The sequence below is a fragment of the Demequina mangrovi genome (assembly GCF_000759715.1).
In the GTDB taxonomy this organism is placed as follows: Bacteria; Actinomycetota; Actinomycetes; order Actinomycetales; family Demequinaceae; genus Demequina; species Demequina mangrovi.
Genome location: NZ_BBLU01000006.1, coordinates 170,599 through 196,724, shown reverse-complemented (window position 1 = coordinate 196,724; position 26,126 = coordinate 170,599). Strand labels below are relative to the sequence as shown.

Genomic DNA, 26,126 nt, shown 5'->3' with positions numbered 1-26,126 from the left:
CTTCTCTTTCCTAAGGGTCGGGTTCAGCTGTGGAGACCGCTCGCGCGGTCGAGGAACTTGCTTGCGAGGCGCTCGCCGCCGAGCGGATCGGCGGCGATGACGAGGATGGTGTCGTCCCCGGCGACGGTCCCAAGCAGGTCGGGGTCGTCGTGCGAGTCGATCGCCATCGCGAGGAACTGCGCGGCGCCTTCCGGCGTGCGCAGCACGGTGAGGTTGGCGCTCCCGGCAGCAGAATGCAGGAGCTCGGCGCACAGGCGGTTGAGGCGCGCGCCGGTGTCCTCGATCGACTCGAGGATCGCCTGCGTCGCGTACGTGAGCCGGCCGTCGGCGTTGCGGACCTTGATGGCGCCGATCTCGACGAGGTCGCGGGACAGCGTCGCCTGGGTCGCGTGGAGCCCCTCGGTCTCGAGCATCGCCGCGAGCTGGGTCTGCGACTCGACGCTGTTCGCCTCGATGAGCTGGCGCACGAGCGCCTGGCGCGCGGCCTTGGTGTGCGGGACGCCGTGGCTCATCGTCGTGCCAGCCATGCGAGGAGCGCCTTCTGCGCGTGGAGCCGGTACTCGGCCTCGAGCCACACGATCGACTGCGGGCCGTCGATGACGTCCGCGGTGATCTCCTTGCCGCGGTACGCCGGCAGGCAGTGGAGCACCTGGGCGCCGTCGTTCGCGATCTCGAGGCTGTGGGCGTTGACCTGGTAGCCGCCGAAGACGTGCGCGCGGGCGGCGTACTGGTCCTCGTCGCCCATCGACACCCAGGTGTCGGTGGCGATGATGTCGGCGCCCGCGACGGCGTCGTCGTGCGAGGTGGTGACGGTGATCGAGCCGCCCTGCTCCGCGGCGATGCGCTTCGCGTCGAGGACGATGCGCTCGTCGGGCATGTAGTCGGCGGGCGCCCCGATCCGCACGTGCATCCCGGCGAGGGCGCCGCCGAGCAGGTACGAGTGCGCCATGTTGTTCGCGCCGTCGCCCACGTACGCGAGCGAGAGGCCGGCGAGGGCGTCGACGCCGCCGCGCGCATCGGCCACCGCCGCGAGGTCGGCGAGGATCTGGCACGGGTGGAACGAGTCGGTCAGCGCGTTGACCACCGGCTTGCTCGAGTGCGCGGCCATCTCCTCGATGAGCTCCTGGCCGAAGGTGCGCCACACGATCGCGCTCACCATCGACTCGAGCACGCGCGCCGTGTCGGCGACCGGCTCGCCGCGTCCCAGCTGCGAGGTCGCGGAGTCGATCACCAGCGGGTAGCCGCCCAGCTCGGCGACGCCGGTCGAGAAGGACACCCGGGTGCGGGTCGACGGCTTGTCGAAGATGATCGCGACCGCCTGCGGGCCCGCGAAGGGCTGCTCGAGGTGGCGGTCCTTCCGGAACGCGAGGGCGAGCTCGAGGATCTCGCGCTGCTCGGCGGCGGAGATGTCGTCGTCGCGCAGGAAGTGGCGGGTGGGACGGTCGCTCATGCGGAGCCTTCCGAGATGAGGCGGGTGGCGTGCTCGGCCATCCACGCGATGAAGAGGTCGGCTTCCGCCGTGGTGAGGGTGAGGGCCGGCACCAGACGGATCGTGTCGGGCGACGGCGGGTTGACGATGAAGCCGGCGTCGACCGCGGCCTTCGCGACCGCGGCGCTCACGGGCGCCGCGAGGCCGATCCCGAGCATCAGCCCCTCGCCGCGCACCTCGACCACCCCGTCAAGCGCCTCCAGCGACGTGCGCAGGTGCTCCCCGACCGTCTTCGCGTGCGCGAGGAGGTCCTGCTCCTGGATCACGTCGAGCGTCGCGTTCGCGGCGGCCGCCGCGAGCGCGTTGCCGCCGAACGTGGTGCCGTGGTCGCCCTTGACGAGCAGCCCGCCCGCCTTCTCCCCGAACGCGATCACCGCGCCGATGGGGAAGCCGCCGCCCAGGCCCTTCGCGAGGGTCATGACGTCGGGCTGGATCCCGGCGAGCTGGTGCGCGAACCAGGCGCCGGTGCGCGCGACCCCGGTCTGCACCTCGTCCATCACCAGCAGCGCCTCGTGGCGGAGCGTGAGCTCGCGCGCCATCGCGAGGAACGCGTGCGACAGCGGACGCACGCCCGACTCCCCCTGGATGGGCTCGAGGATGATCGCCGCGAGGTCCGCGGCGTTCTCGGCGACGGCGGCCTTCAGCGCGTCGACGTCGTCCCGCGGCACGAAGACCATGTGCTCGAGCAGCGGCGCGAACGGCGCGCGGAGCGCCTCCTTGTGGGTCATCGACAGCGCGCCCATGGACCGGCCGTGGAAGCCGCCCTCGAGCGCGATGACGGTGCGCTTGCCTGTCTTGCGCGCCATCTTGAAGGCGGCCTCGTTGGCCTCGGTCCCCGAGTTGCAGAAGAACACGCGCGAGCCGTGCGGCGCCTGCGCGAGCTCGAGGAGGCGCTCGGCGAGCCGGATCTGCGGCTCGGTCGCGAAGAAGTTCGAGGTGTGGGCGAGGGTCGCGGCCTGCTGCGCGATCGCGGCGACCCACGCGGGATGGCCGTGACCGAGCGCGTTGACGGCGATGCCGCCGAGGAGGTCGAGGTAGCGGTTGCCGTCGGCGTCCCACACCCAGCTGCCCTCGCCGCGGGTGAGGACGCGCATCGGCTCGCCGTACGTGCCCATGAGCGCGTGCCCGTAGCGCTGCAGGTCGACCCTGCCCCGCTCGAGCCCCGCCTCGCCGTGCGTTCCCAGGTCCGTCATACCCAGACCTCCTTGTCCTGGCGCACCATCGTCCCGAAGCCCGCCGATGTGAAGACCTCGGCGAGGATCGAGTGCGGCTCGCGACCGTCGATGACGTGCGCCTGCGGCACGCCTCCGCGGACGGCGCGCAGGCACGCCTCCATCTTGGGCCGCATGCCCGACTCGAGCGAGGGCAGCATGTCCTCGAGCTCCTTGGCGCTGATCTCGGAGATCAGCGACGAGCGGTCCGGCCAGGCCGAGTACAGCCCCTCGACGTCGGTGAGGACGATGAGCTTGCGGGCGCGCAGCGCGATCGCGAGGGCCGCGGCGGCGGTGTCGGCGTTGACGTTCAGCACCTGGGTCGGGTCGTCGACATCGGGCGCGACGGTGCTCACCACGGGGATGCGGCCGGCCTCGATGATGTCGGTGACCGCGCCCGGGTTGACCTTCACGACGTCCCCGACGAGGCCGACGTCGACCGCCTCCCCGTCGACGATCGCGTGGCGACGCTTCGCCTGCAGCATCCCGGCGTCCTCGCCCGACAGCCCCACCGCGTGCGGGCCGTGGTCGTTGATGAGCCCGACGAGCTCGCGCGAGACCTGGCCGGTGAGGACCATGCGGACCACGTCCATCGCCTCGGGCGTGGTGACGCGGAGCCCGCCGCGGAACTCGGACTCGATGCCGAGCTTGCTCAGCATCCCCGAGATCTGCGGGCCTCCGCCGTGGACGACCACCGGGTGGAGGCCGAGCAGCCGCAGGTGGACGATGTCCTGCGCGAAGGCGCGCTTGAGGTTCTCGTCGATCATGGCGTTGCCGCCGTACTTGATGACGACGATCGCGCCCGCGAACTGCTCGATCCAGGGCATGGCGTCGATGAGGACGCCCACCTTCTGCTGCGGGGTGAGGTCGGGCGTGGGGATCGTGTTCACCGGGGTCCCGTTCATGAGGAGTACGCGCTGTTCTCGTGGACGTAGTCGTGCGTGAGGTCGTTGGTCCAGACGGTCGCCTCGGCGTCGCCGGCGTGGAGATCGAGCACGATGCGGACCTCGCGGCCGGTGAGATCCACCCCTTCGCGGGGGTCGCCGACGCCCGACGCCCGGCACACCTGCACGCCGTTGACGGTGACGTCCAGCTGCGTCGCGTCGAAGGGCGCGACGTCCTCCGGGACGGTGCCCGCGGCGGAGATGATGCGCCCCCAGTTGGGGTCGTTGCCGAAGATCGCGGCCTTGAAGAGGTTGGACCGCGTGATGGCCCGCGCGACCGCCTCGGCGGCGTCCTCGGTGGTGGCGTTGGCCACGGTCACCGCGATGTCGTGGCTCGCGCCCTCGGCGTCCGCGACCAGCCCGCGCGCGAGCTCGGCGCACACCGCGCGGAGCGCGTCCTCGAAGGCGCCCTCCTCGGGGACGATGCCGGAGGCGCCGCTCGCGAGCAGCAGCACGGTGTCGTTGGTCGACATGCAGCCGTCGGAGTCGACGCGGTTGAACGTCGACCGCACGGCGTCGACCAGCGCGGCGTCGGCGCGCGAGGCGTCGAGCGACGCGTCGGTGGTGATGACGCACAGCATCGTGGCGAGCCCCGGGGCGAGCATGCCCGCGCCCTTCGCCATGCCGCCGACGGTCCAGCCGTCCGACCCGGCGACGGCCTCCTTGGGCACGGTGTCCGTGGTCATGATGGCGAGCGCCGCATCGGCCCCGCCGTCCTCGGTCAGCGTCGCCACCGCATCGTCCACTCCGTCGAGGAGGCGGCCCATCGGCAGGCGCACGCCGATGAGGCCGGTGCTGCACACGGCGACGTCGCCGGGCGACGTGTCGCGGCCGGAGCCCTGGAGCGCCGAGGCGACGTGCTCGGCCGTGCGGTGGGTGTCGAGGAACCCCTCGGCGCCGGTCGCGGCGTTCGCGCCGCCCGAGTTGAGGACCACCGCATCGACGCGGGCGTCGGCGAGGACCTGGCGCGACCAGGTCACGGGAGCGGCGACCACGCGGTTCGACGTGAAGACGCCCGCCGCGACCTTCTCGGGGCCGGTGTTGACCACGAGGGCGACGTCGCGCGCGCCCGTCGACTTGAGGCCGGCGACGACCCCGGATGCCAGGAATCCCTGCGCTGCGGTGATGCTCACGGTGCGGTTCCGATCGTGCTGAGGCCCAGGGTCTCCTCGAGGCCGAGGGCGACGTTCATGGACTGGAGCGCGGCGCCGGCCGTGCCCTTGACGAGGTTGTCGATGGCCGCGACGACCACGACGCGTCCCGCCTTGCCGTCGACCGCGACCTGCATGAGGCACGTGTTGGCGCCGAGCGTCGCCGCCGTGGTGGGCCACTGGCCCTCGGGCAGCAGGTGGACGAAGGGCTCGTCGGCGTACGCGGTCTCCCACGCGGCGCGCACGGCCTCGACGTTGACCCCGGCGGCGAGCGGCGCGGTGACCGTCGCGAGGATGCCACGCGCCATCGGCACGAGCGTCGGGGTGAAGCTGAGGCGCACGTCGGCCGCGCCGGCCGAGGTGAGGTTCTGGACGATCTCCGGGATGTGGCGGTGCGAGCCGCCCACGGCGTACGGCGCCGCGGCGCCGAGCGCCTCGGAGGCGAGCAGGTGCGGCGCGAGCTTCTTCCCCGCGCCCGAGTAGCCGTTCGCGAGGACGGCGACGATGTCGGTCGGGTCGACCACGCCCGCGGCGATGCCGGGCTGCAGCGCGAGGGTGACGGCGGTGACGTTGCAGCCGGGGACGGCGATGCGGCGGGTGCCGGGCAGGGCGTCGCGCTGGTGGCCCTCGGGCGTGATGAGCTCGGGCATGCCGTAGGGCCAGGTGCCCGCGTGCGCGCCGCCGTAGTACTCGGCCCAGGCCTGCGGGTCGGCGAGGCGGTGGTCCGCGCCGCAGTCGATGACGAGGGTCTCGGGCGGGAGCTGCGCGGCGATCTCGGCGCTCGCGCCGTGCGGGAGCGCGAGGACCACGACGTCATGCCCCGCGAGGGTGTCGGCGCTGGTCTCGACGATGATCCGGTCCGCGAGGGGCCGCAGGTGCGGCTGGTGCGCCCCGAGCGCGTCGCCCGCGCTCGAGTGCGCGGTGAGGGCGCCGAACTCGACGTCCGGGTGGCCGGAGAACACGCGCAGCACCTCCCCTCCGACGTAGCCGGAGGCACCTGACACAGCGACACGGATGCTCATATGCATAACCATACATGCGATTGCATGATTCAGCGCCTCACCGCGTACGATGCTGCCCGTGAGAGCGATCCAGGTGACGCGGCATGGTGGCCCCGAGGTGCTCGAGCTGGTCGAGCTCGAGCGTCCTGTCGCCACGCCCGGCCACGTGGTGGTCCGCGTCGAGGCCGCCGGCGTCAACTTCATCGACACCTACCAGCGCTCCGGGGCCTACCCCATGGACCTCCCCTTCGTGCCGGGCAAGGAGGGCGCCGGGACGATCGTCGAGGTCGGCGAGGGCGTCGAGCACCTGGTAGAGGGCGAGGGCGTCGCGTGGGCGTTCACGCAGGGCTCCTACGCCGAGTACGTGAGCCTGTCCGTCTCCGACGTCTACCCCGTGCCGGAGGACGTCGAGCTCGACATGGCCGCCGCCGCGATGCTCCAGGGGCTCACGGCGCACTACCTCGTCACGTCCTCGTACGCGGTGATGCCGGGCGACGCGGTGCTGGTGCACGCCGCCGCGGGCGGCGTGGGCCTGCTGCTCACCCAGCTCGCGGTCGCGCGCGGCGCGACGGTCATCGGCACCGTCGGGTCGGACGCCAAGGAGCGCATCGCGCTCCAGGCCGGCGCCTCGCATGTGCTCCGCTACGACCTCATGGACGACATCGCGACCGACCTCCCCGCGGCGGTGCGCGGCATCGTCCCCGAGGGCGTCGCCGCGGTCTACGACGGCGTGGGTCGCACCACCTTCGACGGCTCCCTCGCCTCGCTCCACCGGCGCGGCGCGATGGTGCTCTTCGGCGCCGCCTCGGGCCCGGTCGAGCCGGTCGACCCGCAGCGCCTCAACTCCGCCGGCTCGGTGGTGCTGAGCCGCCCGACGCTCGCCGACTTCACGGCCGAGGCCGAGGAGCGCGAGTGGCGCGCGAGCGACATCTTCCACGGGATCCTGCTCGGGGACCTCAGCGTGCGCATCGATCGCGGGTACTCGCTCGAGGAGGCCGCGGAGGCGCATCGCGCGCTCGAATCGCGCGCGACCAGCGGGAAGCTGCTGCTTCACCCCTGAACCCGCGGGTCAACATCGGCGTGTCGCCCGCTCGACACGCGCCCGACACATCTCCCAGGCAGAATGTGCGCATGCAGACCCTCCGCCTCCGCGTGATGCGCGCCACGGACATCTCGGCCGTGGCCGAGCTGAACGCGGCCGCGTCCCCCGCGGTCAACCTCCTCTCCGAGGAGGACCTGATCTCGCTCCACGCGATGTGCGACGTCGCCCTCGTGGCGACCGACCGTTCGCGCCGCATCATCGCGTTCCTGCTGAGCCTCGGCATGGGTCAGCCGTACGAGTCCGAGAACTACCGGTGGTTCGAGGAGCGCGGGGTCCGGCACCAGTACATCGACAGGATCGTGGTGCACGAGTCCGCCAAGGGCACGGGCGTGGGCCGGGCGCTGTACGAGTCGGTCTTCGAGCGCGCGCGCGAGCGCGGAGCCACCGAGGTGACCACCGAGGTCCAGCTCGACCCTCCGAACCCGGGCTCGGTCACGTTCCACGAGCACCTCGGATTCCAGAGGGTCGCCGAGCAGCACACGCGCGGCGGGACCGTGCACGTGGCGCTGCTCGCGCGCGCCGTCTACTGAGCGACGGCGCGTCGCTCGGAGCGCACGGGCAGCCCGTCAGCCTGCTGGGACCGCCTCGGTCGCGCCATCGGCCGCACCCTCGGTCGCGGCATCGCCCTCCGCCTCGGCCGGCTCGGGCCGCTTGCTGGGTCCCGCGAGCTTGCTGAGGGCGTAGGCGAGCACGCGCTCGCGGGTCGCCATCCGCTCCGCGGTCAGCATGAGCAGCTCCGCGACCTCGGCCGGCTCGAGCTCGAGGTCTGGATGGTCGGCGGCGAGGGCCTGGTGCACCATCCGCATCACCGCATGCCCCGGCAGCGACGGCACATGCGCCATGAAGGAGATCGACGCCCAGGTGCCCGGACCCAGGCCGTGCACGTCCTGGAGCCGCATGCCGAGCTCCTCGGTGTGCTGCCGGGCCACCTGGCCGAGGGACGCGGCGTTGTAGACACCCGACTCGACCAGGGCGATCGCAGCCTCGTGGACCACGTCGGCGCGCAGACGGTCGACACCCGGCACGGTGCTGTCGCCCCAGCGCGCGCCGAGGATGTGCCGCAGGGCGATCGGGCCGAGCTCGACCAGGTCCACCAGGTCGTCGAAGCCGCGCTGGGGGCGGTTGACCATGACGGTGTCGATCACGGTGCCGACCGCGGGCGCGGGCAGCTGCGCGCCGAAGACGCCGGCGATGAGGGCGAGCTCGCTGTGCCGCGGGTAGCCCCACGGCGCCGAGTCGCGCCACCCCGGGGGCAGCATCGCCACGAGGCCCGCGTGCAGGCTGGGGACCAGGGTCTCGACCATGGCGCGACGCTACCGTGCCGGGCACCGGGGACCCGGAGGGGCGGATTCGGGCGTGTCCGCACCAATGCCGCGAATCCTCGCGCGGGCGGCGCATCCAGCGGCGTCGAGCATGCGCGCCGCGCGGACCCAGCGCGGGTGCGCCGTCACGACGCGGCGACGATGCCCTTCTCGCGAGCGAGCTCCTCGGCCCGGCGGCCGAGGGCGTAGGAGAGCACCCGCTCGTCCACGGCCATGCGCGCGGCCGACAGGCGGATGAGGTCGCCGACCTTCTCACGGTCCAGCACCACGTCCCCCCGCTCGGCCTCGAGGGAGTCGCGCACGAGCGCGACCACCGCATCGTCCGGCAGGACCGACGCGTGGCTCATGAACGCGATCGACGCCCAGGTCCCCGGTCCGAGGCCGCGCACGGACTGGAGCAGGGTCGCGAGGTGGTCGCCGCGCGTGATGGCGGCGTCCTGGAGGTCGCGCGAGGTGCGCACCCCGGTGTGGACGAGCAGGCGCGCGGCCTCGTGGATGACGTCAGCGCGTCGGCGCGGCACGCCGAGCACGGTCGAGTCGCCCCAGCGCTCGCCGATGATGCGGCGCAGGTCGACGGGGTCGACGGCCTCGAGATCCGCGAGGTCGTCGAGGAGGCTGCCGGGACGCCGGCGCATGACGCTGTCGGCCACGTCGGCCACCGCCTGCGCATGCAGTTGCGCGGCGAACACTCCTGTGATGAGCGCGAGCTCGCTCTGGCCCGGGTATCCCCAGGGCGCGGAGTCGCGCCACCCCTGGGGAAGGATCCCGGCCAGCGCCGCCCTCAGATTCGGCACCAGGTCCTCGACCATGCCGCCACGCTACCGCGACCGGCAGGGCCGCGACAGTCCTGCAAATCAGCGATAACCCACATACCGGATGAAGCTGCTGACGGATTCCTACGGACCGTCCTAGGCTCGTCGCATGCGCATCCTCATCGTCGGAGGCACCGGCCTCATCTCGTCCGAGCTCGCCGGTCTGGCGAGCGCCGCAGGCCACGAGCTCACGCTCGTCAACCGCGGCCGATCCGAGGCGGCGACACCGCCGCCGGGTGCGCATGTGATCCACGCGGACGCCACCGACGCCGAGGCGCTGCGGTCGGTGCTGCACGGCGCCCGGCTGCGTCGGGAGCGCTTCGACGCGGTGGTCCAGTTCATCGCCTTCACCCCCGAGCACGTCGCCGCGGACGTCGAGACCTTCGCACCGCTCACGGACCAGTACGTGCTGGTGGCCACGTCCGCCTCGTACCGGTCCTTCGACCGGCTCCATCCGCTGACCGAGGACACCGCGCAGGAGAACCCGTTCTGGGAGTACGCACGTCTCAAGGCGGAGTGCGAGGCCGTGCTGCGGGCACGGGCACCCGAGGCGGGTCTGGCATGGACCGTCGTGCGGCCCGCCCACACCTACGGACCGTCGAAGATTCCGGGTTACACAGGAAACTCCTCCCATCCGTGGACGCTGGTCGACCGGATGCGCCGGGGCGCCCCGATCCCGATCCCGGGCGACGGCACGTCGCTGTGGACGCTCACTCACGCGCGCGACGTGGCGGCGGCCATGCTGGGCCTGCTGGGCAACTCGGCCGCCCTGGGCGAGGCGGTCCACGTCACCTCCGACGAGGCGCTCACCTGGGAGGGCATCCACGCGACGATCGCTCGGGCCGCAGGCCTCGACGCCTCCCGCTTCGCGGAGCTCGCGGTCCATGTGCCCTCCGACGCGCTGGTGGCGGCGAGCCCGGCCTCGGCGGGCGGGATCTACGGCGACAAGATGCACGCCGCGGTCTACGACACCTCCAAGATCAAGCGGCTGGTCCCCGGGTGGGAGGCGCGGATCCCGTTCGACGTCGGGATGGCGGAGGCCATCGCGTGGTTCGAGGCGGACGCGGCGCGCCAGACCGTCGACGACCGCGCCAACCGCATGCTCGACGCGGTGGCAGGCATCTACCTCGACGCTCTCGCGCGGGTCATCGCCGAGGTTCCTCCGGCCGACGGCTGAGCCCGGCGGCAACCCACCCGATGGCTGACCACGACGATCCCGAGGTCGCGTTCCCTCTCGCGATCGCCTCGACCGTGCTCGGGATGGTGGGTCTCACGGTGCCGGTGCTCGCGTTCGTCGCCGTGCTTCTCGCGCTCGGCGGCTATGCGCTCAACCGCCGGCACGCGCCCACGCGCGCGTTCGCGTTCGTCGGGGTGGTGCTCGGCGTGGTGGGGATCGCGAGCATGTTCGTGGGCGGGATCGGGTGAGGGGCATCGCCGCCTCCGTGACCGCCGCCGCCGCCGCTGACACCACCACCCGTCCGCGGACCGAGGGCAGGGCTCTCCCCCGGGTCATGCCGCGCACCTCGGATCGAGGCGCCTGACGCCGCCCGGGATCGGGGTGCGCGCCGGGTCCACCGATGCGGGAGGGATGAGCCACGGATAGCCGGCCCTCATCTCGAGCTCCCACTCCGAGGCGTGCAGCTGCACGTGACATCCCGTGCAGAGGAGCACACCGTTGTCCAGGTCCGTCCCGCCTCCTTCCCGCCAATACCTCACGTGATGCACGACACACCACGAGGGCGGGGCCAGGCACCATGCGCACCCGCCGTCCCGCTCCACCAGCGCCCGCCGTTGGGCACGGCTGAAGAGCCGCTTCGCTCGCCCCCAGTCGAGGGGGACGCTCGCGCCACCGATCACCGCAGGCACGATGCTCGCGTCCACGGCCATCATTCTCATCGTGCCGGCGCTCACCGGACCGTCGAGCGAGTCGCAGCTCCCGAGCCCGACGCCGCTCTCGAGTCCCTCGGGGTCGAGGCGCACCACCACCTCGGTACGCACGCCGGCGCCGGGCTCCTCGCATCCCAGTCCATGCTGGGCGAGCGCGACCAACGCGTCGACACGCACCTGCGGTGCGGTGCGCCTATCCGAAGCCTCGACCACCGCGTCGTCGCGGCGCCGCTGGAAGGCATCCCGCACCTGAGCGTCGAGCCAGGCCACGATCGGCGCGGCCGAAGCGGCGTCGAGCCGGGCACGCAAGGTCACCATGCCGTCGGCGTCACGCCCGACCACGAGCTCGCGGTTCTCCCGATGGCGCCGCTCCTTGGCCTCCAACGCCTCGCGGTCGACGAGCGCCACCGCCTGCTCGCACGCGCGGCGGAGCTCGCGCACGGAGAGTCGCGCGGCCTTGGCCACCAGCCGCTCCTCGCGATCGGCCGGACGATCGGGAAGAGAGTCGAGGGTCCGCGCGAGGATCTCGACGGAGGCGGCTCCGATGCGCCCGTCGCGGAACGCACGGTCGACGTGCGCGTACCGCGTCTCACGCGAGGAGGCGCCGGCGGAGATGAGCTGCTGCGCCCCGCGCTCGTCGACACCGAGACTCCGTGCCACCTCGCGGCGATGAACCGCGGTCTGAGACGGCGTCGGTGCACCCGAGGCGCTCGCCCGGCGCAAGCCCTCCGCCCCCGAGGCCGAGGCGGCGACGCCCGCGTGGCGGTAGAGCGCGGAGGTCGCCTCCGCGAAGGCGCGGTACTCCTCGGGGCTCAGATCCGCGAGCTCCCGGCCGTCGAATCCACGCAGCGCTTCGAGCGCCGCGTCGAGCCGAGCGATGGAGAACGTCATGCGACCATCTCACCACCGACCTCTGACAACGCGAGATCGAATTTCCACATGTTTACCAGGGTGGATAACTTCACCGAAGCGGGGTCTGGGGACATCACCCACGGGGAGCGGTACCGCCTCACCTCTCGAGCAGGTCGCGCTCCCCCACCTCCACGACCTCGAGGCCGGGCACCCTCAGCACCGCATCCACCAGCGCCCGCGAGCCCGCGACGAAGGTCGAGTCCAGGTCGATCTCGGTCGACACGAGCCAGGCATGGTCGGCGGGCCACACCAGCTGGGGCGTCGGCGAGCGCCACGGCCGGTCCCAGCCGAGCCCTGCGTCATACCCCCAGTCGGGATCGGCGAGCTCCGACAGCGCGCAGCCGAGAAGGAGATAGTCGCGATAGGCCGCCTCCGACCAGCCGTCGCGCGGAGGCACCGCGAGCAAGGCGCCCTCGCGCAGGGCGTCGCGCACCTCCCGCCCCACGCCGGGACGGCCGTACATCACCGGCACGCCCTCCCCCGCGAGCGCGAGCGTCGCCACCGCACCCTCGTCGCCATGAAGCTCGGCCCAGCCGCCCCACACGCCGAGCACCGCATCGTCCGGCGTCGAGGTCGCCCCGGCCAGCACGGGCACCAGTGCCGCGAACAGGGCGGGATCGAGCCAACCGAGCCGCGGAATGTCGGCCTCCCAGCCGTCGTCCCACCGCGCGCCGCCGATCCCGAGAAGCGACTCCGCGGTCGCGACGAGCGGCGACAGCTCCCGCCCGAGCGCGTGCGCAGCCTCCGCCCATGTCCACATCCGCTCGTCGACCACGCGCGGCACCACCCCGTCACCGCGGTCGGTCCAGTCGAGCCGGCGCCCGTCGAGCGGATGCAGGATCCGCGCGTACGCCTCGAAGCCGGCTCCGGCGAAGCACCCCACCCCGTCCGAGGCGAACAGCCGTCGCTGCAGCCACTCCCCGGCATCGGACCCGCGCAGCACCCTCACCCGAGCACCCTAGCGAGCACGTCCCGGCGGGGCGCCGCAAGGCGGCACCGGCGCCCCTACCGCCCGAGGATCCCCCGGTAGATCGCGAGGTTCTCGTCGTCCATGACGCAGAACGTCACGTCCTCGACCGCCGGCGCCGATGCGAGAGCCCGCCCCACGGCCCGCACCGCGACCTCGGCCGCCTGCGCCTTCGGGTACCCGTAGATCCCCGTCGAGATGCACGGGAAGGCGACGGTCCGGCAGCCGTGCTCCTGCGCGAGGGCGATCGCCGCAGCGTAGGCCGAGGCGAGCGCGAGGGCCTCTCCGCGGTCGCCCCCATGCCACACGGGACCGACCGCGTGGATGACGTGCCGTGCCGGCAGCGCGTACCCGCCGGTGATCTTCGCGGACCCCGTCGGGCAGCCGTGCAGGGTCTCGCACTCGTCCTGGAGTCCGGGTCCCGCGGCACGATGGATGGCGCCGTCGACGCCCCCGCCGCCCAGCAACGACTCGTTCGCCGCGTTGACGATCGCGTCGACCGCGAGCACGGTGATGTCCGTCTGCCTCACCGACATGATCGCGGTCATGCGGCCGCTCCCCCGACACCCATGCGCACCCCCATGCGTGGGACCTCCCCCGATGCGTCCCTTGCGCCCACAGTAGGGGCGATGTGCCGCGCTCGCCCGGCGAACGCCCTGGGATCCCGCCCACGCCCGGGGGCCCCGCGGAACACTCGCGCCGTCGCCGCGGTTGGCCTTGGATGGAACCAGGACGGACACGAGGAGGCCTCATGAGCTGGACCGCGGACGACATCCCCGATCTCACCGGCCGGGTGGCCGTGGTCACCGGGGCGAACGGCGGCCTCGGCCTCGTGTGCACGAGGGAGCTCGCCAGGCGCGGCGCGCACGTCGTCATGGCCGCCCGCGATCCCGAGAAGACGGACGATGCGCGGGCCGCGGTCCTCGCCGAGGTCCCCGAGGCCTCGCTCGAGACGGTGCCGATCGACCTCGCCTCGCAGGCGTCGGTCCGCGAGGCCGCCGCGAGCATCGCCGAGAGGCACGATGCGGTGGACCTCCTCCTCGCCAACGCAGGCGTCATGGCCATGCCCGAGCGGCGCAGCGAGGACGGCTTCGAGATGCAGCTCGCCGTCAACCACCTGGGCCACTGGACCCTCACCGACGCGCTGCTGCCGCGCCTGCTCGCCGCCCCCGCCGCGCGCATCGTCACCACGACCTCGATCGCGCGTCTCAACGCACGCCCGCTCGACCCCGCGAACCCGAACCTCGACGGCGAGTACGAGGACTGGCGCGCCTACGGGCAGTCCAAGCTCGCCGCGCTCCAGTTCGCGATGGGGCTCAACGCGGCCCTGCGCGACGCCGGCACCAGCGCCCGGGCGCTGTGCGCGCACCCGGGCATCTCCCACACCGATCTCCAGAAGCGGACAGTCCGCGAGGGCGGAGGGGGCCGCCAGGGCCCGTTCTGGGAGGCATTCGCCGAGCAGCGCGGCATGCCTCCCGCCGAGGGGGCGCTGCCGCAGCTGCGCGCCGCCACGGACGCGGGCGCGCGCGGAGGGACGCTCTGGGGTCCGCGCTGGGGGCTTTCGGGGCCGCCCACCCGCCGCTACCTGCTGCGGCGCGCGTCGATCCAGGCGGGAGTCGCCGACGTCTGGAGAGCGTCGCAGGAGCTCACGGGCGCACGCATGGACGTCGAGGCCGCGGCGGCCGCGGCTCGTGCGCGAGGCGCCGCATGACCGGGGATCCGGCCGATGCGCTGGTGTTCTTCGGCGCGACGGGCGACCTCGCGCGCAAGCTCATCTTCCCCGCGCTCTACGGCATGGTCGCGCACGGCGAGCTCGACGTGCCCGTGGTGGGCGTCGCCTATTCGGGCTGGGGCATCGACGACCTGAGGCAGCGCGCCCGCGAGTCCGTCGCCGCCGCTGTCCCCGACCACGACCCGGATGCGCTCGCGACCCTCGAGGGCCTGCTGCACTACGTCGACGGCGACTACCGCGACGCGGAGACCTTCGCCCGGCTCACGGAGACCCTGGGCGACGCACGACGCCCCCTGCACTACCTGGCGATCCCCCCGTCGATGTTCGCGACGGTGGTCGAGGGACTCGAGGGCGCGCGCCTCAACGCGGACGCGCGCGTGGTGGTCGAGAAGCCCTTCGGCCGGGACCTCGCGAGCGCGCGCGAGCTCGACGCGGTCATCAGGCGCGCGTTCCCCGAGGACGCGGTGTTCCGCATCGATCACTTCCTCGGCAAGGACGAGATCATGAACCTCCTCTACTTCAGGTTCGCGAACTCGTTCCTCGAGCCGGTGTGGAACCGCGACCACGTCGCGAGCGTGCAGATCACCATCGCCGAGGACTTCGGCGTCCAGGGCCGCGGAGCCTTCTACGACACCGCGGGCGCGCTGCGCGACGTGCTCGAGAACCACATGCTGCAGATCGTCGCGCGGCTCGCGATGGAGCCACCCGCGTACCAGGGCTACAGCGCGGTGCACGAGGCGAAGGCCAACGTGTTCCGCGCGATCCGGCCGCTCACCAGGAACGACATCGTGCGCGGCCAGTTCGAGGGCTACCGCGACGAGCCGGGCGTCGCGCGCGGCTCCGACGTCGAGACCTACGCCGCGGTGCGGCTGTTCATCGACTCGTGGCGATGGGCGGGGGTGCCCTGGTACCTGCGCACGGGCAAGCATCTCCCGGTGACCGCGCACGAGGTGGTGGTCGAGTTCAAGAAGCCGCCTCAGGCGCTCTTCGACGACGCGATGATGGCGCAGCACCCCAACCACCTCCGCTTCCGCCTCCAGCCGGATGGCGAGATCGCTCTCGGCGCCCGTGTGAAGACCCCGGGCGAGGAGTTCGTGGGCGAGCAGCGCGAGCTGGTGGTGAGCACCGGCGGCGCGGGTTCGCGCCATCCCTACGAGCGGCTGCTCGCGGACGCGATGGAGGGCGATCGCGCCCTGTTCACCGCCGAGGAGACCGTCGAGGCCGCGTGGCGCGTGGTCGACGGGGTGCTCAGCGATCACGCACCGGCCATCCGCTACGCGCCCGGCACCTGGGGCCCGACGGAGGCGGAGACGCTCATCGGCGCGGACGGCCCCTGGCACGCACCGGTGATGAAGGACGATGCGGCGCGCGGCGCCGCTCACGCGAAGGGAGCATGACATGCAGCTGGGCATGATCGGCCTCGGCAGGATGGGCGCGGGGCTCACCCGGCGGCTCCTGCGCGACGGGCACACGGTGGCCGTGCACGATGTCGACGCCGAGGCGATCGACGCGCTCGTCGCGGACGGCGCGCTGCCGGTGCGCGAGATGCGCGCGTTCGCCGAGGCGCTCGAGGCGCCGCGTGCGGTGTGGGTGATGGTGCCGGCCGGGCCCGTGACCCAGCGGGTGATCGAGGCGCTCGCCGACGTCCTCGAGCCCGGCGACACCATCATCGACGGCGGCAACAGCTACTACCGGGACGACCTCGCCCACGCCGCGATGCTGGTCGAGCGAGGCATCGGCCTGGTCGACGTGGGCACCTCCGGCGGAGTGCACGGCCTGGACCGGGGCTTCTGCCTCATGATCGGCGGCGACGAGGACACCGTCACCCGCCTGTCCCCGCTGTGGCGCTCGATCGCGCCGGGCGTGGAGGCCGCCGAGCGCACGCGCGGCATCGCGACCGACGGCGTGCCGGGGCTGCTCGAGCCCGGCGAGGAGGGGTGGCTGCGCTGCGGGCCCACCGGCGCGGGGCACTTCGTCAAGATGGTCCACAACGGCATCGAGTACGGGCTCATGGCCGCGTACGCCGAGGGCCTCAACGTCCTGAGGAACGCGAACATCGGCGCGAGCGAACGCGAGGCCGATGCGGAGACCGCACCTCTCGCGCAGCCCGAGCACTACCGGTACGACATCGACACCGCCGCCGTCGCCGAGGTGTGGCGACGGGGCTCGGTCATCGGCTCGTGGCTGCTGGACCTCACCGCCGAGGCCCTCCGCGCGGACCCGGCGCTCGACGGCTTCTCCGGGCGCGTCTCCGACTCGGGCGAGGGCCGCTGGACCTCGATCGCGGCGATCGACGAGGGCGTGCCCACGCCGGTCCTCACCACGGCCCTGTACTCGCGCTTCGCCTCGCGCGACCTCGACGACTACGCGCAGCGGACCCTCTCCGCCATGCGCAAGGGCTTCGGCGGCCACGAGGAGAAGCCCACCGGGGAGTAGCGGGCTCCCCGCCTCAGCGCTCGCCGAGGAAGAACTCGACCACCGCGAGCGGCCCGTCGAGGAACTCCGTGGTGCCGCCCATGACGCGCGGCTGCGTGTACACCGGGTTCGGGACCACATGCCCGCCGCCCTCGACCGAGAACAGCAGCACGGGCGCCTCGCCCGCGAAGGCGGTGAGGGTGACGTCGGAGTCGCCCTCCGCATCGGTGTTGGTGAACGAGGCGACCTGCGGCGTGAGGTCGGCGTCGTTGAGCACCGCGAGCGTCACGGCGCTCTCGTGCGCCGACAGCACCTCGCCGAGGCTGCCGCCGAACGTGCCGGCCTCGCCGCCCTCGAAGGGGTTGACCGGGTCGCCGGTGCCGAGCACGAGCATCGTCGGCACGGCCTCGTCCGAGACCTCGCACACGTTGTTGCTCTCCGCCGGGTACGCCGCGGCGAAGGGCGCGATGCCCGCGACCAGGTCGGACGCCTCGGCGGCCAGGCGGATCGACATGTGGCCGCCGTTGGAGAGACCGGTCGCGAAGACCTGCTCCTCGCTCGCGCCGTCGATGGCGGCGACGTCCGCGACCACCGCACGAGCGAAGGCCACGTCGTCGATGTCCTCGGTCCGTGCGGGGTACGGCGTCTCGGCACGGCAGCCGTGCCACGTCTGCTCGTAGCCCTCGGGGTACACGGCGATGAAGCCGCGCTCGACCGCGAGCTCGTCGAAGCGGTAGCCGGCCGCGGCCCTCATGCCCTCGGCGTCCATCCGGGAGCCGTGGAAGGCGAGCACCACGGGCGCATCGTCCGCCAGGTCGTCGGGCACGACCGCGACGTACTCGCGGGTCATGCCGTCGACCTCGAGCGTCCGTCGCTCGACGGATGCGGCGAGCGAGGGCTCCTCGGGAGCGGGCGCGTAGAGGAACCAGGCGCCGAGCGCCCCGCCGACGAGCACGAGCCCGCCGAGGACGGAGCCGGTGAAGACCAGCGCTTTCTTCCAGCGGGGACGGCGCCGCGTCGGGGCGTCGGTGGCGGGCGTGGCGTCGGGCATGTCGTCTCCTTCGACGAGGCGGGAAAGAAGAAGCGGCGGTGGGACGACCCCAACAGGGCCGCCCCACCGCCACGTGGCGTCAGCTGAGGGCGCCGGTGAGGGTCACCGTGTAGAGCAGCTGGTGGACGCGGTCACGCAGGCCGTTGCCGATGCCGACCGGGTCCTCCTCGACCGCTGCCTCGGTCGCCGACACGGTGCCAGGTGCGAGCACCGCGAGCATCACGTCGTTGCCGTTCAGCGCCGCCTGAGCGGGGTCCATCCAGGAGCCGAGCACGGCATCCGTCGAGACGAAGCCGTCGAAGCCCCACTCGCCGCGCAGCACGTTCTGCAGCAGCTCGGAGCTGCCGCCGGCCCACTTGCCGCCGATGTTGATGAAGGAGCTCATGGCACCGGTCGGCGCCGACTCCTTCACCGCGATCTCGAACGGCGCGAGGTACAGCTCACGCAGCGCCTGCTCGGAGGTGAAGACGTTGATGCCCGAGCGCGCGTTGACCTCCTGGTCGTTCAGCACGAAGTGCTTGATGGTGGTGAGCACGCCCTGGTCCTGCGCGCCGTTGACCATGCCGGCGGCCATCTTGCCGGAGATCAGCGGGTCCTCCGAGAAGTACTCGAAGTCACGCCCGCCCATCGCGGTGCGGTGGAGGTTCATGCCGGGCGCGTACCAGACGTCGACGCCGTAGATGCCGGCCTCGGTGCCCACCGACTCGCCGACCGCGTAGGCCAGCTCGTCGTTCCAGGTGGAAGCGATCACGATCTCGGACGGGTAGGCCGCCGCCTCGAGCGAGGCGAACAGCGAGTTCAGGCCGGCAGGGCTGTCGAGCATGGTCATCGAGGGGATGCCCAGGCGGTCGACCTCGGCGGTCTTGTAGGCGCCGTACGAGAACAGCTCGATCGTCTCGTCGAGCGTGAGCTGGTCGAGGAACGCGTCCCACTGCGGGTCGTCCATGTCGAGCCCGACCAGGTCGGCGAGCTCGATGCCGTTGTCGGCGCCGTAGGTCGGTGCCTCACCCTCGGCCGGCACGATCTCGGGGTCCATGAGCGCGAGGACCTCGTCGGAGGCCTCCTCGGTGCCGTCGGGAGCGGTCGGGTAGGTGCCCTCCCAGTCGTCGCGCGACAGGTAGGTCACGTCGCCCTCGGCGAACGCGAACTGGCTCGCGTACTCGTAGCCGGTGTCCGCGTCGGCCGTGTACACCACCGCGTCCGCGACCTCATGGTCGAAGGTCGCGACCGGGGTGTGGACGTTCGTGGCCATGGAGATCGCGTAGTCGCCCGCGTCGAGCACGTAGTTGCCCGCCTCGGTGTCCCAGGACGCCATGTCCTGGACGTCCCACTCGATCGTCACGGTCTCGGACTGGCCGGGCTCGAGCTCGCCGGTCTTGGCGTAGCCCGCGAGCTCGATCGCCGACTTCTCGATGCCGCCGTTGTAGGGCGCGGAGAAGTAGGCCTGCACCACGTCCTTGCCCGCGACGTCGCCGGTGTTGGTCACCTCGACGTCGACCGTGACCGTGTCATCGGTGATGACCGGCTCGATCGCGTCCCACTGGAAGTCGGTGTACGACAGGCCGTGACCGAACGGGTACTGCACGGCGGCCTCGTAGCCCGCCTCGTCGTCCAGGTAGCGGGTCTCGTAGTAGCGGTAGCCGACGTAGATGCCCTCCTCGTACTCGAGGAACGCGCGGTCGGCGTTGGTGTAGCTGTGGCTGCCGAGGTTCTCGGCGCCCGGCGCCGAGGCGACGTCGTACGCGTAGGTGTCGGTGAGGCGGCCCGAGGGGTTGACCTCGCCGGACATGATCTTGGCGAGCGAGACGGCGCCCTGCGGACCGGGGATGCCCATCCACACGACCGACTTGATCTGCGGGTAGTCCTCGACGAAGCCGAGCTCCATCTGGTTGCCCGCGTTGACCACGAGGATCACGTCGTCCTGGTGGGCGGTCACGGTGTCGAGCAGAGCGATCTGCTCGTCCGTGAGCTGCAGGCCCTCCTGCGTGAGGTCGGTGCCCTCGCCGCCCGCGACGCCGATGGTGACGATCGCGGTGTCGGAGTAGCCCGCGGCCTGCTCCATGACCTCGTCGGTCAGGTAGTCGGGGGCGGGCTCGGCGTTGCCCGCATTGCCCATCGCCATCTCGGCGATCTGCACCAGGAAGTTGCTCGAACCCTCGGTGTGCTCGGCGCCGGCCTCCTCCATCGTCGCGTAGAGGTCCTCGTTGTACTCGATGCCCTGGCCCTCGAGGCCCTCGTACAGCGTGGGCGCACCGGCGACCGCGGTGCCGCCCGAGCCTCCGCCTCCGAGGAGCAGGTTGAACGAGGCGAACGAGAACACGTTCACCTTGGCCGCGTCGGCGAGGGGCAGGACGTCGTCGTCGTTCTGCACGAGGACCATGCCCTCGTCGGAGATGGCCTCGACCACCTCGAGCGCCGCCTCGCGAGCGGCGACGGCCTCCGGGCCGGCATCGTTGAACTCGAGGCCGGCGATGCGTCCGAAGGCGCTGGCGTAAGGCGCGGCGAGCGCGACGACACCGATGCCGGCGGCGGCGGTGAGGCCCCAGCCGATCGCGCGGCGGGGACGGTGCTTGACCTTGCGGTAGACGCGCTCGCGACGCTTGAGCTCGCGGCGCTGGGCGCGGTTCATCGTCGAGCGCACCTCGGCGCGCTCCTCCTTGGCGGCGGCCTTCGCGTCGCGTGCGGCCGTCTTGTCGGACGCCTTCGCGGCGGTGCGCTCGTCGGACGTCATCGCCTCGAGCTCGTCCTTGCGGGCACGCTTCGCCGCGCGCTCGTCCTTGACGCGCGCGACCGCCTCCTGCTTGATCTCCTTGCGGGTTGCCATGCTTCTCAGCCCTCTTCGTTGCGGTGGGTGGCGCGCGTGCGTCGGCGCAGCGCGAGCCATGCGGTAGCCGTCTGGCGCAGACCGCGCCAGAACCGGCCGTTGACCATGAGCAGGAGGCCGTCGACCATGCGGTCGTCCGCCATCCCCCCGCTCAGTCGTGCGACGGACCTGAACGGCAGGTCGAGCACGAAGTTCGTGTTGTTGGCCGCGTGCGGCCGGCCCAGCGCCATGAGCAGGCGCGAGGTGGTGCGGATGGTCCAGTGCAGCAGCCCGGCGAAGCCGCCGCGGCCCTCCGTCTGGGCGACGATGTCGTCGCGTGTGAGCGACACCCCGCGCGGCCACTCGGCAGCCGGGAGCGGACGCCCGAGCAGCGCCGCGAACTCGGCCGCGTCCACCCGCTCGACACGCCCGTCGACGTAGTGCGGGAGCGTCGCCGCATCGGCGTCCGGCATGGCCACGCCGGTGACGTCGAGCCCTGCGCGCGCACGGATGTCGCGGGACGAGGCGCCGGCGAGGATCGCGTAGGCGCCGCCCACGGTGACCCAGTCCGAGCGTCGCGCGTCGAACACGTCGAAGGCATGCTCGGCGTAGACGATCTCGACGGTCGCGCTCTCCCCCGGTTCGAGCGCGACCCTCGCGAAGCCCGCGAGCTCCCTGACCGCGCGGATCTCGCCGACCGCCGCGCCCGGCGCCTCGACGTAGAGCTGGACGGTCTCGGTGCCCGGGCGTGCGCCGGTGTTCGTGATGGTCACGCGCGCGGAGCGCGGCCCCGCCTCGAGGCCCGAGTACGCGAAGGAGGTGTAGCTGAGACCGTGCCCGAACGGGTAGCGGACCGGCATCCCGACCTTGTCGTAGTAGCGATAGCCCAGGTAGATGCTCTCACGGTGCTCCGAGGTCGCCTCGGTGCGCGCGAAGGTCGCCGAGGACGGCACGTCCTCGTAGCGCAGGGGGTACGTCTCCGCGAGACGGCCGCCAGGGTCGACGACCCCGGTGAGCACGTCGACCACGGCACCGCCGCCGCCCTGTCCCCCGAGGTAGCCGTGCACGATGGCGTCCACGTCCTCGGCGAACGGCAGCTCCACCGGCGCGCCGCCGGCGAGCACCACGACGATGCGGGCGCCGGTGCCCCGGAGCGCGTCGACCAGCGCGAGCTGGTTCTGCGCGAGGCGCAGGTGCGCGCGGTCGACGGCCTCCGCCTCGGCGGACTCGTCGAGGCCGAGGAACAGCAGCACGGTGTCGGCGCGCTCGGCGAGGCGGACCGCGCGACGGCGGCGGCCCGCGGAGGCGCCGTCCATGCGCGTGAAGCCCGGCTCGTAGCCGATGACGTCGAGGTCGGAGGCGCGCAGCGCCTCCAACGCCGAGTCGACCCGGGTGGGATTCACGAGCGAGCTGCCCGCACCCTGGTAGCGCGGCGTCTCGGCGAAGTCGCCGATGACGGCGATCCGGCCGCTCGCGGGGCCCAGCGGCAGCGCGTCGTCCTCGTTGCGCAGCAGCACGACGGACCGTCGCGCCGCCTCGACCGCGAGCGCGTGGTGCGCGTCGTGATCGGCGGTCGCCGCATCGTGCCCGGACGTGCGGTCGATCAGCGCGAGCAGCTCGTCGACGCGCGCGTCGAGCGCGGCCTCGTCGAGCGTGCCCGCCTCGACCGCCGCCACGATCTCGGCGTCGGTGACCCCCGAGGTCGACGGCATCTCGAGGGTGCAGCCGGCCTCGACCGCCGCGACGCGGTCGTTGTTGCCGCCCCAGTCCGAGACCACGAGGCCGTCGAAGCCCCAGCGGTCGCGAAGGATCCCCTGGAGGAGCTCGGGGTGCTCGTTGGCGTAGGTGCCGTTGACCTTGTTGTACGAGGTCATGACAGTCCACGCGTCGCTCTCGGCGAGCGCGATGCGGAAGCCCTCGAGGTACGTCTCGTGCAGCGCGCGCTCGTCGACGATCTCGTCGATGCTCATGCGGTGCGTCTCCTGGCTGTTGGCCGCGAAGTGCTTGAGGCATGCGGCCACGCCGCGGGACTGGATGCCGCGCGCCAGCGCGCCGGCGAGCATGCCGGCGAGCACCGGGTCCTCCGAGAAGTACTCGAAGCTGCGTCCGCCCAGCGGGTTGCGCTTGATGTTGAGCCCCGGCCCGAGGAGCACGCTGACGTCCTCGGCGGCCGCCTCGGCGCCGAGCGCCGCACCGACGCGCTCGAGCAGGTCGCGGTCCCAGCTGTTGGCGAGCGTCGCGGCGGGCGGGAAGCAGGTGGCGGGGATCGACGCGTTGAGCCCGAGGTGGTCCGCGGCACCGCCCTGCTTGCGCAGCCCGTGCGGGCCGTCGGTCAGCATGATCGCGGGCACGCCCACGCGGTCGAGCGCCTTCGTGTTCCAGAAGTTGGCGCCCGACATGAGCGACGCCTTCTCGGCGAGGGTCATCTCGGTCCGCAAGCGTCGTCGGTTGTCGGAGATCGTCATCAATCGCTACCTTGGTCAAGTTCCACCGTGCGGTGGAGTTCTGGCAGCGACTGTAGCAACTTCCACCGCTTGGTGGAAAATCGGCGGCGTCGCGCCTGGATCGAGAGGAGGCGCCATGCCTGACGGCTACGCGACCGGGCGCGCCACCAAGCAGTCGATCGTCGAGAGCGCGGCGACGGCCTTCGCGGAGAAGGGCTTCTACGGCGCCTCGCTGCGGAGCATCGCGCGCGAGGCCGGCGTCGACCACTCGACGCTGATCCACCACTTCGGGAACAAGACCGCGCTGCTGCTCGCGGTGATCGAGTGGCACGACACGCAGGCGATGCCGACCGAGATGCCGCAGGACATGAGCGCCGAGTTCATCGCGCGCGGCTTCGCCTCCGCCGCGGCGCGCAACGCGGACAAGCCCGGCCTGGTCCAGCTGCTCTCAGTCCTCATGGCCGAGGCGGGAGCCGAGGACCACCCGGCACGCGAGACGCTCCAGCGCCGTCACGACATGGTGACGACCGTCATGGCGTGGACCATCCGCGCGCAGCGCGAGGAGACCGGACGCGACGACGACCCGCTCAGCCCCGAGGACCGGGCGGCCGTCATCGTCGCGAGCTGGGACGGGATGCAGATCTACGACGCGCTCCACCCGGGCCGGATCGACGTTCCGGCCCAGTTGGAGACGATGCTCCGCTCCGCCTTCTGCCTCGACTGATCAGACCCGCGCGGCGCGGGTCTCCGCCTCGCGTACCCGGGCGAGAAGGCGAGCCAGTACCTTCGCCTCGTAGCCGAGCAGACGACGGCGGATCGCCCCGAACGGCGCGCGCTCGGCGAGAGCGTCGCCGGCGAGACGGTCGGCCTGGGCGATCGAGAGGTGGTCGATGGTGAACATGGGTGCTCCTTCGTACGTGCTACGGAGGAGCTGTCGGGCAGGACGCAGCGGATGGTCACGATGCCTCGCGCGAAGCGGTGGGCTGACGCGGCCGGTCGGCGGCTCGGACTGTCAGCACGGGCGGGATCCGTCGGGGATCACGTCCGCGGGTGAGCGGCGGGCCGGGGCCCTGCTCGTCTCGAGGAGGAGGTCCGGATGGACCTGATCCGACCCTAGATCATGGCTCGCCCGCGAGGCAAAACGGGCGTCAGAACAGCGTGAGCGGCTCCGCCCGCGGCGCGGGCGCCTCCTCGCCGTAGGCGCGGGTGCGCCGCCACTCGCCCTCGTCGTCGCGCGCATTCGCGCGCGAGCCCATCGATCCGGTGTTGGGATCCTCGACCGTCCGCTCGAGCCCGTGGGCGGCGATGAGCGGCTTGATCCGCGCCGCGAGCCTGCGCCGGTACTCCTTCGGTGCGTAGGCGCCGTCGGCGTAGAGCTCGCGGTAGCGCGGCACCAGGTCGGGACGATGCCCGTGGAGCCACTGCGCGTACCACTCCTTCACCCCGGGTCGCAGGTGGAGCGCGGTGTAGGTCACGGACGAGGCGCCGGCCGCCTTGATCCGCGCGAGGGCGGCGTCGAGGTGCTCCTCGGAGTCGGTGAGGAAGGGCAGGATCGGCATCATGAAGACGGCGACGTCGAAGCCCGCCTCGACCGCCGCGGTGACCGTCGCGAGCCGCGCCTGCGTGGTGGGGGTCCCGGGTTCGATGGCCTGCTGCAGCGCATCGTCCGCGATGGCGATGGACAGCGCCAGGTCTACCGGCGCGGACTCGCGCGCCGCGGCCAGGAGCGGGAGGTCGCGCCGCAGCAGCGAGCCCTTGGTGAGGATCGACATGGGCGTGCCCGCGTCCGCGAGCGCCCGGATAATGCCGGGCATGAGACGGTAACGGCCCTCGGCGCGCTGATACGGATCCGTGTTGGTGCCGAGCGCGACGTGCTCGCGACCCCACGACGGCTTCGCGAGGTCCTTGCGCAGCGCCTCGGCGATGTTGATCTTCACGATGATCTGGCTGTCGAAGTCGACCCCGGCGTCGAGCTCGAGGTAGCGATGCGAGGGTCGCGCGAAGCAGTAGACGCAAGCGTGATCACTTTTCTCATCCCTGACCGTCGGGCCGACCGCGCACCCCGTTTACACTAGCCAACCTGCCCCCGTCCGATCGGTGCCCCCCAGCGATCGCGGCGGGGGCTTTCTCGTGCCCGGGCGACGTCGCCGGGAGGGGCGCCGGAGGCGGCCGGGAGTGGTGAAGTGGTGAAAGTGACCCTGTTCCCTGTTACCCGCTATGGAGATCTCTTCTTCTTCTCATAGCGAGTAACTAGGGAGACCCTCACTTTCACCACTTCACCACCGTTTCACCACGCCGCCCGCCCGCCCCGGCGCCCCGCTCGGCGTCCCTTGATTGCGGCCCGGTAACGATGCGCGTCCGCGCCCTCCGAAACCGCCCGAATCGGGCCCCTACGCGAGTACCCCGGCCTACTCCTACTTCAGAGGCAGGGAACCCGCCTTGTGAGCCGCTCGACCCTCTGGAGGTGCCCCCGTGACCGACTCCCGCACGTGCGCTCTGTGTCGCGGCCCGATCCCCGCCGCGCTCCGTGCCGACGCCGTCCACTGTTCGGCCAAGTGCCGCTATCGCGCGACCTACATCCGTCGCCGCGAGTGGATGGAAGCAGGCCGCGCCGCGCTCGCGGCCTCCTAGATCTCACAGGCGCCGGACCCGCTCCCTCCCCGAGGGCATCGGTCGAGCGGCTCCGGCGCCTGTGTCCCTGTCCCGAGGGGCCCCTCCCAGCCCCTCGGGCACCTTGTCCCTTCGGCGTGATGCGCCGTCGCGCCTGTCGTCGCGACGCGACGCACCGCCGAGGGGCTTCTCTTCAGCGGGCCACGCGCCCGCGCAGTAGTCCGGGTGAGGACCCGGATCAGCCAGCGTCGTTTTCCCTTTCGGCGGCGCTGG

The 26,126-nt window shown here is 72.3% G+C and carries 23 protein-coding genes and 1 pseudogene; 8 read left to right on the top strand and 16 right to left on the bottom strand.

The annotated features are described in order from the left end of the window. Positions 1-23 precede the first annotated feature (23 nt). The 6 genes from argR to argC form a co-directional block, all read right to left on the bottom strand. A complete protein-coding gene (argR, locus tag TR42_RS07605) occupies positions 24-527 on the bottom strand; it encodes an arginine repressor (RefSeq protein ID WP_042214525.1) in 504 nt (167 codons plus the stop codon). Then, positions 509-1,450 (bottom strand): ornithine carbamoyltransferase, encoded by a 942-nt coding sequence (gene argF / locus TR42_RS07600; RefSeq protein ID WP_042214523.1) that lies wholly within the window; start codon positions 1,448-1,450, stop codon positions 509-511. The genes argR and argF overlap by 19 nt, the downstream gene beginning before the upstream one ends. Continuing rightward, entirely contained in the window at positions 1,447-2,682 is a 1,236-nt protein-coding gene (locus TR42_RS07595) for an acetylornithine transaminase (protein ID WP_042214522.1), read from the bottom strand. Before TR42_RS07595 ends, argF begins: the two co-directional genes overlap by 4 nt. Next, a complete protein-coding gene (argB, locus tag TR42_RS07590) occupies positions 2,679-3,527 on the bottom strand; it encodes an acetylglutamate kinase (RefSeq protein WP_425305730.1) in 849 nt (282 codons plus the stop codon). Before argB ends, TR42_RS07595 begins: the two co-directional genes overlap by 4 nt. Positions 3,528-3,601: 74 nt before the next feature. Then, complete coding sequence (gene argJ / locus TR42_RS07585) at positions 3,602-4,777, bottom strand: bifunctional glutamate N-acetyltransferase/amino-acid acetyltransferase ArgJ (RefSeq protein WP_042214519.1); 1,176 nt, start codon at positions 4,775-4,777, stop codon at positions 3,602-3,604. Next, a complete protein-coding gene (gene argC, locus TR42_RS07580; protein WP_236623397.1) occupies positions 4,774-5,823 on the bottom strand; it encodes an N-acetyl-gamma-glutamyl-phosphate reductase in 1,050 nt (349 codons plus the stop codon). The genes argJ and argC overlap by 4 nt, the downstream gene beginning before the upstream one ends. 52 nt (positions 5,824-5,875) lie before the next feature. On the opposite strand from argC, the gene TR42_RS07575 reads away from it, so the two are divergent. Both TR42_RS07575 and TR42_RS07570 read left to right on the top strand, forming a co-directional pair. Continuing rightward, positions 5,876-6,856: a quinone oxidoreductase family protein gene (locus TR42_RS07575; RefSeq protein WP_042214515.1), complete on the top strand. Its 981-nt coding sequence runs from the start codon at positions 5,876-5,878 to the stop codon at positions 6,854-6,856. A 71-nt stretch (positions 6,857-6,927) separates the two neighbouring features. Then, positions 6,928-7,428, top strand: coding sequence for a GNAT family N-acetyltransferase (locus TR42_RS07570; RefSeq protein ID WP_052405790.1), 501 nt, complete (start codon positions 6,928-6,930; stop codon positions 7,426-7,428). Between the two features lie 36 nt (positions 7,429-7,464). On the opposite strand, the gene TR42_RS07565 is transcribed toward TR42_RS07570, so the two are convergent. Continuing rightward, positions 7,465-8,202 carry a DUF8548 family protein gene (locus tag TR42_RS07565; protein WP_042214513.1) on the bottom strand — a complete coding sequence of 246 codons (738 nt, stop codon included), beginning with the start codon at positions 8,200-8,202 and terminating at the stop codon, positions 7,465-7,467. 143 nt (positions 8,203-8,345) lie between these two features. Beyond that, complete coding sequence (locus TR42_RS14280; protein WP_052405788.1) at positions 8,346-9,029, bottom strand: DUF8548 family protein; 684 nt, start codon at positions 9,027-9,029, stop codon at positions 8,346-8,348. 112 nt (positions 9,030-9,141) lie between these two features. Between TR42_RS14280 and TR42_RS07550 the strand changes: the two genes are divergently transcribed. Both TR42_RS07550 and TR42_RS07545 read left to right on the top strand, forming a co-directional pair. Then, positions 9,142-10,209: an NAD-dependent epimerase/dehydratase family protein gene (locus tag TR42_RS07550; protein ID WP_042214508.1), complete on the top strand. Its 1,068-nt coding sequence runs from the start codon at positions 9,142-9,144 to the stop codon at positions 10,207-10,209. Between the two features lie 20 nt (positions 10,210-10,229). After that, positions 10,230-10,457 (top strand): hypothetical protein, encoded by a 228-nt coding sequence (locus TR42_RS07545; protein WP_042214507.1) that lies wholly within the window; start codon positions 10,230-10,232, stop codon positions 10,455-10,457. A gap of 84 nt (positions 10,458-10,541) precedes the next feature. On the opposite strand, the gene TR42_RS14275 is transcribed toward TR42_RS07545, so the two are convergent. The 3 genes from TR42_RS14275 to TR42_RS07530 all read right to left on the bottom strand — a co-directional run bounded on the left by TR42_RS14275 (position 10,542) and on the right by TR42_RS07530 (position 13,346). Next, complete coding sequence (locus tag TR42_RS14275; RefSeq protein WP_052405785.1) at positions 10,542-11,810, bottom strand: HNH endonuclease; 1,269 nt, start codon at positions 11,808-11,810, stop codon at positions 10,542-10,544. Positions 11,811-11,928: 118 nt separating this feature from the next. Next, the gene (locus TR42_RS07535; protein WP_042214505.1) at positions 11,929-12,780 is read right to left on the bottom strand and encodes a hypothetical protein; all 852 of its coding nucleotides are present in this window, start codon (positions 12,778-12,780) and stop codon (positions 11,929-11,931) included. 56 nt (positions 12,781-12,836) lie between these two features. Continuing rightward, a complete protein-coding gene (locus TR42_RS07530; RefSeq protein WP_042214504.1) occupies positions 12,837-13,346 on the bottom strand; it encodes an O-acetyl-ADP-ribose deacetylase in 510 nt (169 codons plus the stop codon). Positions 13,347-13,549: 203 nt separating this feature from the next. On the opposite strand from TR42_RS07530, the gene TR42_RS07525 reads away from it, so the two are divergent. From TR42_RS07525 to gnd, 3 genes are read left to right on the top strand one after another with little or no spacing between them, the layout of a single operon-like run. Continuing rightward, the gene (locus TR42_RS07525) at positions 13,550-14,509 is read left to right on the top strand and encodes an SDR family NAD(P)-dependent oxidoreductase (protein ID WP_042214502.1); all 960 of its coding nucleotides are present in this window, start codon (positions 13,550-13,552) and stop codon (positions 14,507-14,509) included. Then, on the top strand, positions 14,506-15,927 hold the full coding sequence (gene zwf / locus TR42_RS07520) for a glucose-6-phosphate dehydrogenase (protein ID WP_042214501.1): 1,422 nt from the start codon (positions 14,506-14,508) through the stop codon (positions 15,925-15,927). The genes TR42_RS07525 and zwf overlap by 4 nt, the downstream gene beginning before the upstream one ends. A 1-nt stretch (position 15,928) precedes the next feature. Then, entirely contained in the window at positions 15,929-16,966 is a 1,038-nt protein-coding gene (gnd, locus tag TR42_RS07515) for a phosphogluconate dehydrogenase (NAD(+)-dependent, decarboxylating) (protein WP_042214616.1), read from the top strand. A 13-nt stretch (positions 16,967-16,979) separates the two neighbouring features. Here the strand turns inward: gnd and TR42_RS07510 are convergent, their stop codons facing one another. The 3 genes from TR42_RS07510 to TR42_RS07500 all read right to left on the bottom strand — a co-directional run bounded on the left by TR42_RS07510 (position 16,980) and on the right by TR42_RS07500 (position 23,264). Next, positions 16,980-17,996: a CE1 family esterase gene (locus TR42_RS07510; RefSeq protein ID WP_052405783.1), complete on the bottom strand. Its 1,017-nt coding sequence runs from the start codon at positions 17,994-17,996 to the stop codon at positions 16,980-16,982. A gap of 79 nt (positions 17,997-18,075) precedes the next feature. After that, the gene (locus tag TR42_RS07505; RefSeq protein WP_052405780.1) at positions 18,076-20,820 is read right to left on the bottom strand and encodes a glycoside hydrolase family 3 protein; all 2,745 of its coding nucleotides are present in this window, start codon (positions 20,818-20,820) and stop codon (positions 18,076-18,078) included. A gap of 5 nt (positions 20,821-20,825) precedes the next feature. Beyond that, complete coding sequence (locus tag TR42_RS07500; RefSeq protein ID WP_042214499.1) at positions 20,826-23,264, bottom strand: glycoside hydrolase family 3 C-terminal domain-containing protein; 2,439 nt, start codon at positions 23,262-23,264, stop codon at positions 20,826-20,828. A 115-nt stretch (positions 23,265-23,379) separates the two neighbouring features. Between TR42_RS07500 and TR42_RS14270 the strand changes: the two genes are divergently transcribed. Further along, positions 23,380-23,967, top strand: coding sequence for a TetR/AcrR family transcriptional regulator (locus TR42_RS14270; protein ID WP_052405778.1), 588 nt, complete (start codon positions 23,380-23,382; stop codon positions 23,965-23,967). On the opposite strand, the gene TR42_RS15025 is transcribed toward TR42_RS14270, so the two are convergent. Continuing rightward, positions 23,968-24,144: a hypothetical protein gene (locus TR42_RS15025; protein WP_161786630.1), complete on the bottom strand. Its 177-nt coding sequence runs from the start codon at positions 24,142-24,144 to the stop codon at positions 23,968-23,970. Positions 24,145-24,391: 247 nt separating this feature from the next. Beyond that, positions 24,392-25,264: pseudogene (locus TR42_RS07490) on the bottom strand (radical SAM protein); the annotation flags it as partial. Positions 25,265-26,126: the final 862 nt, after the last annotated feature.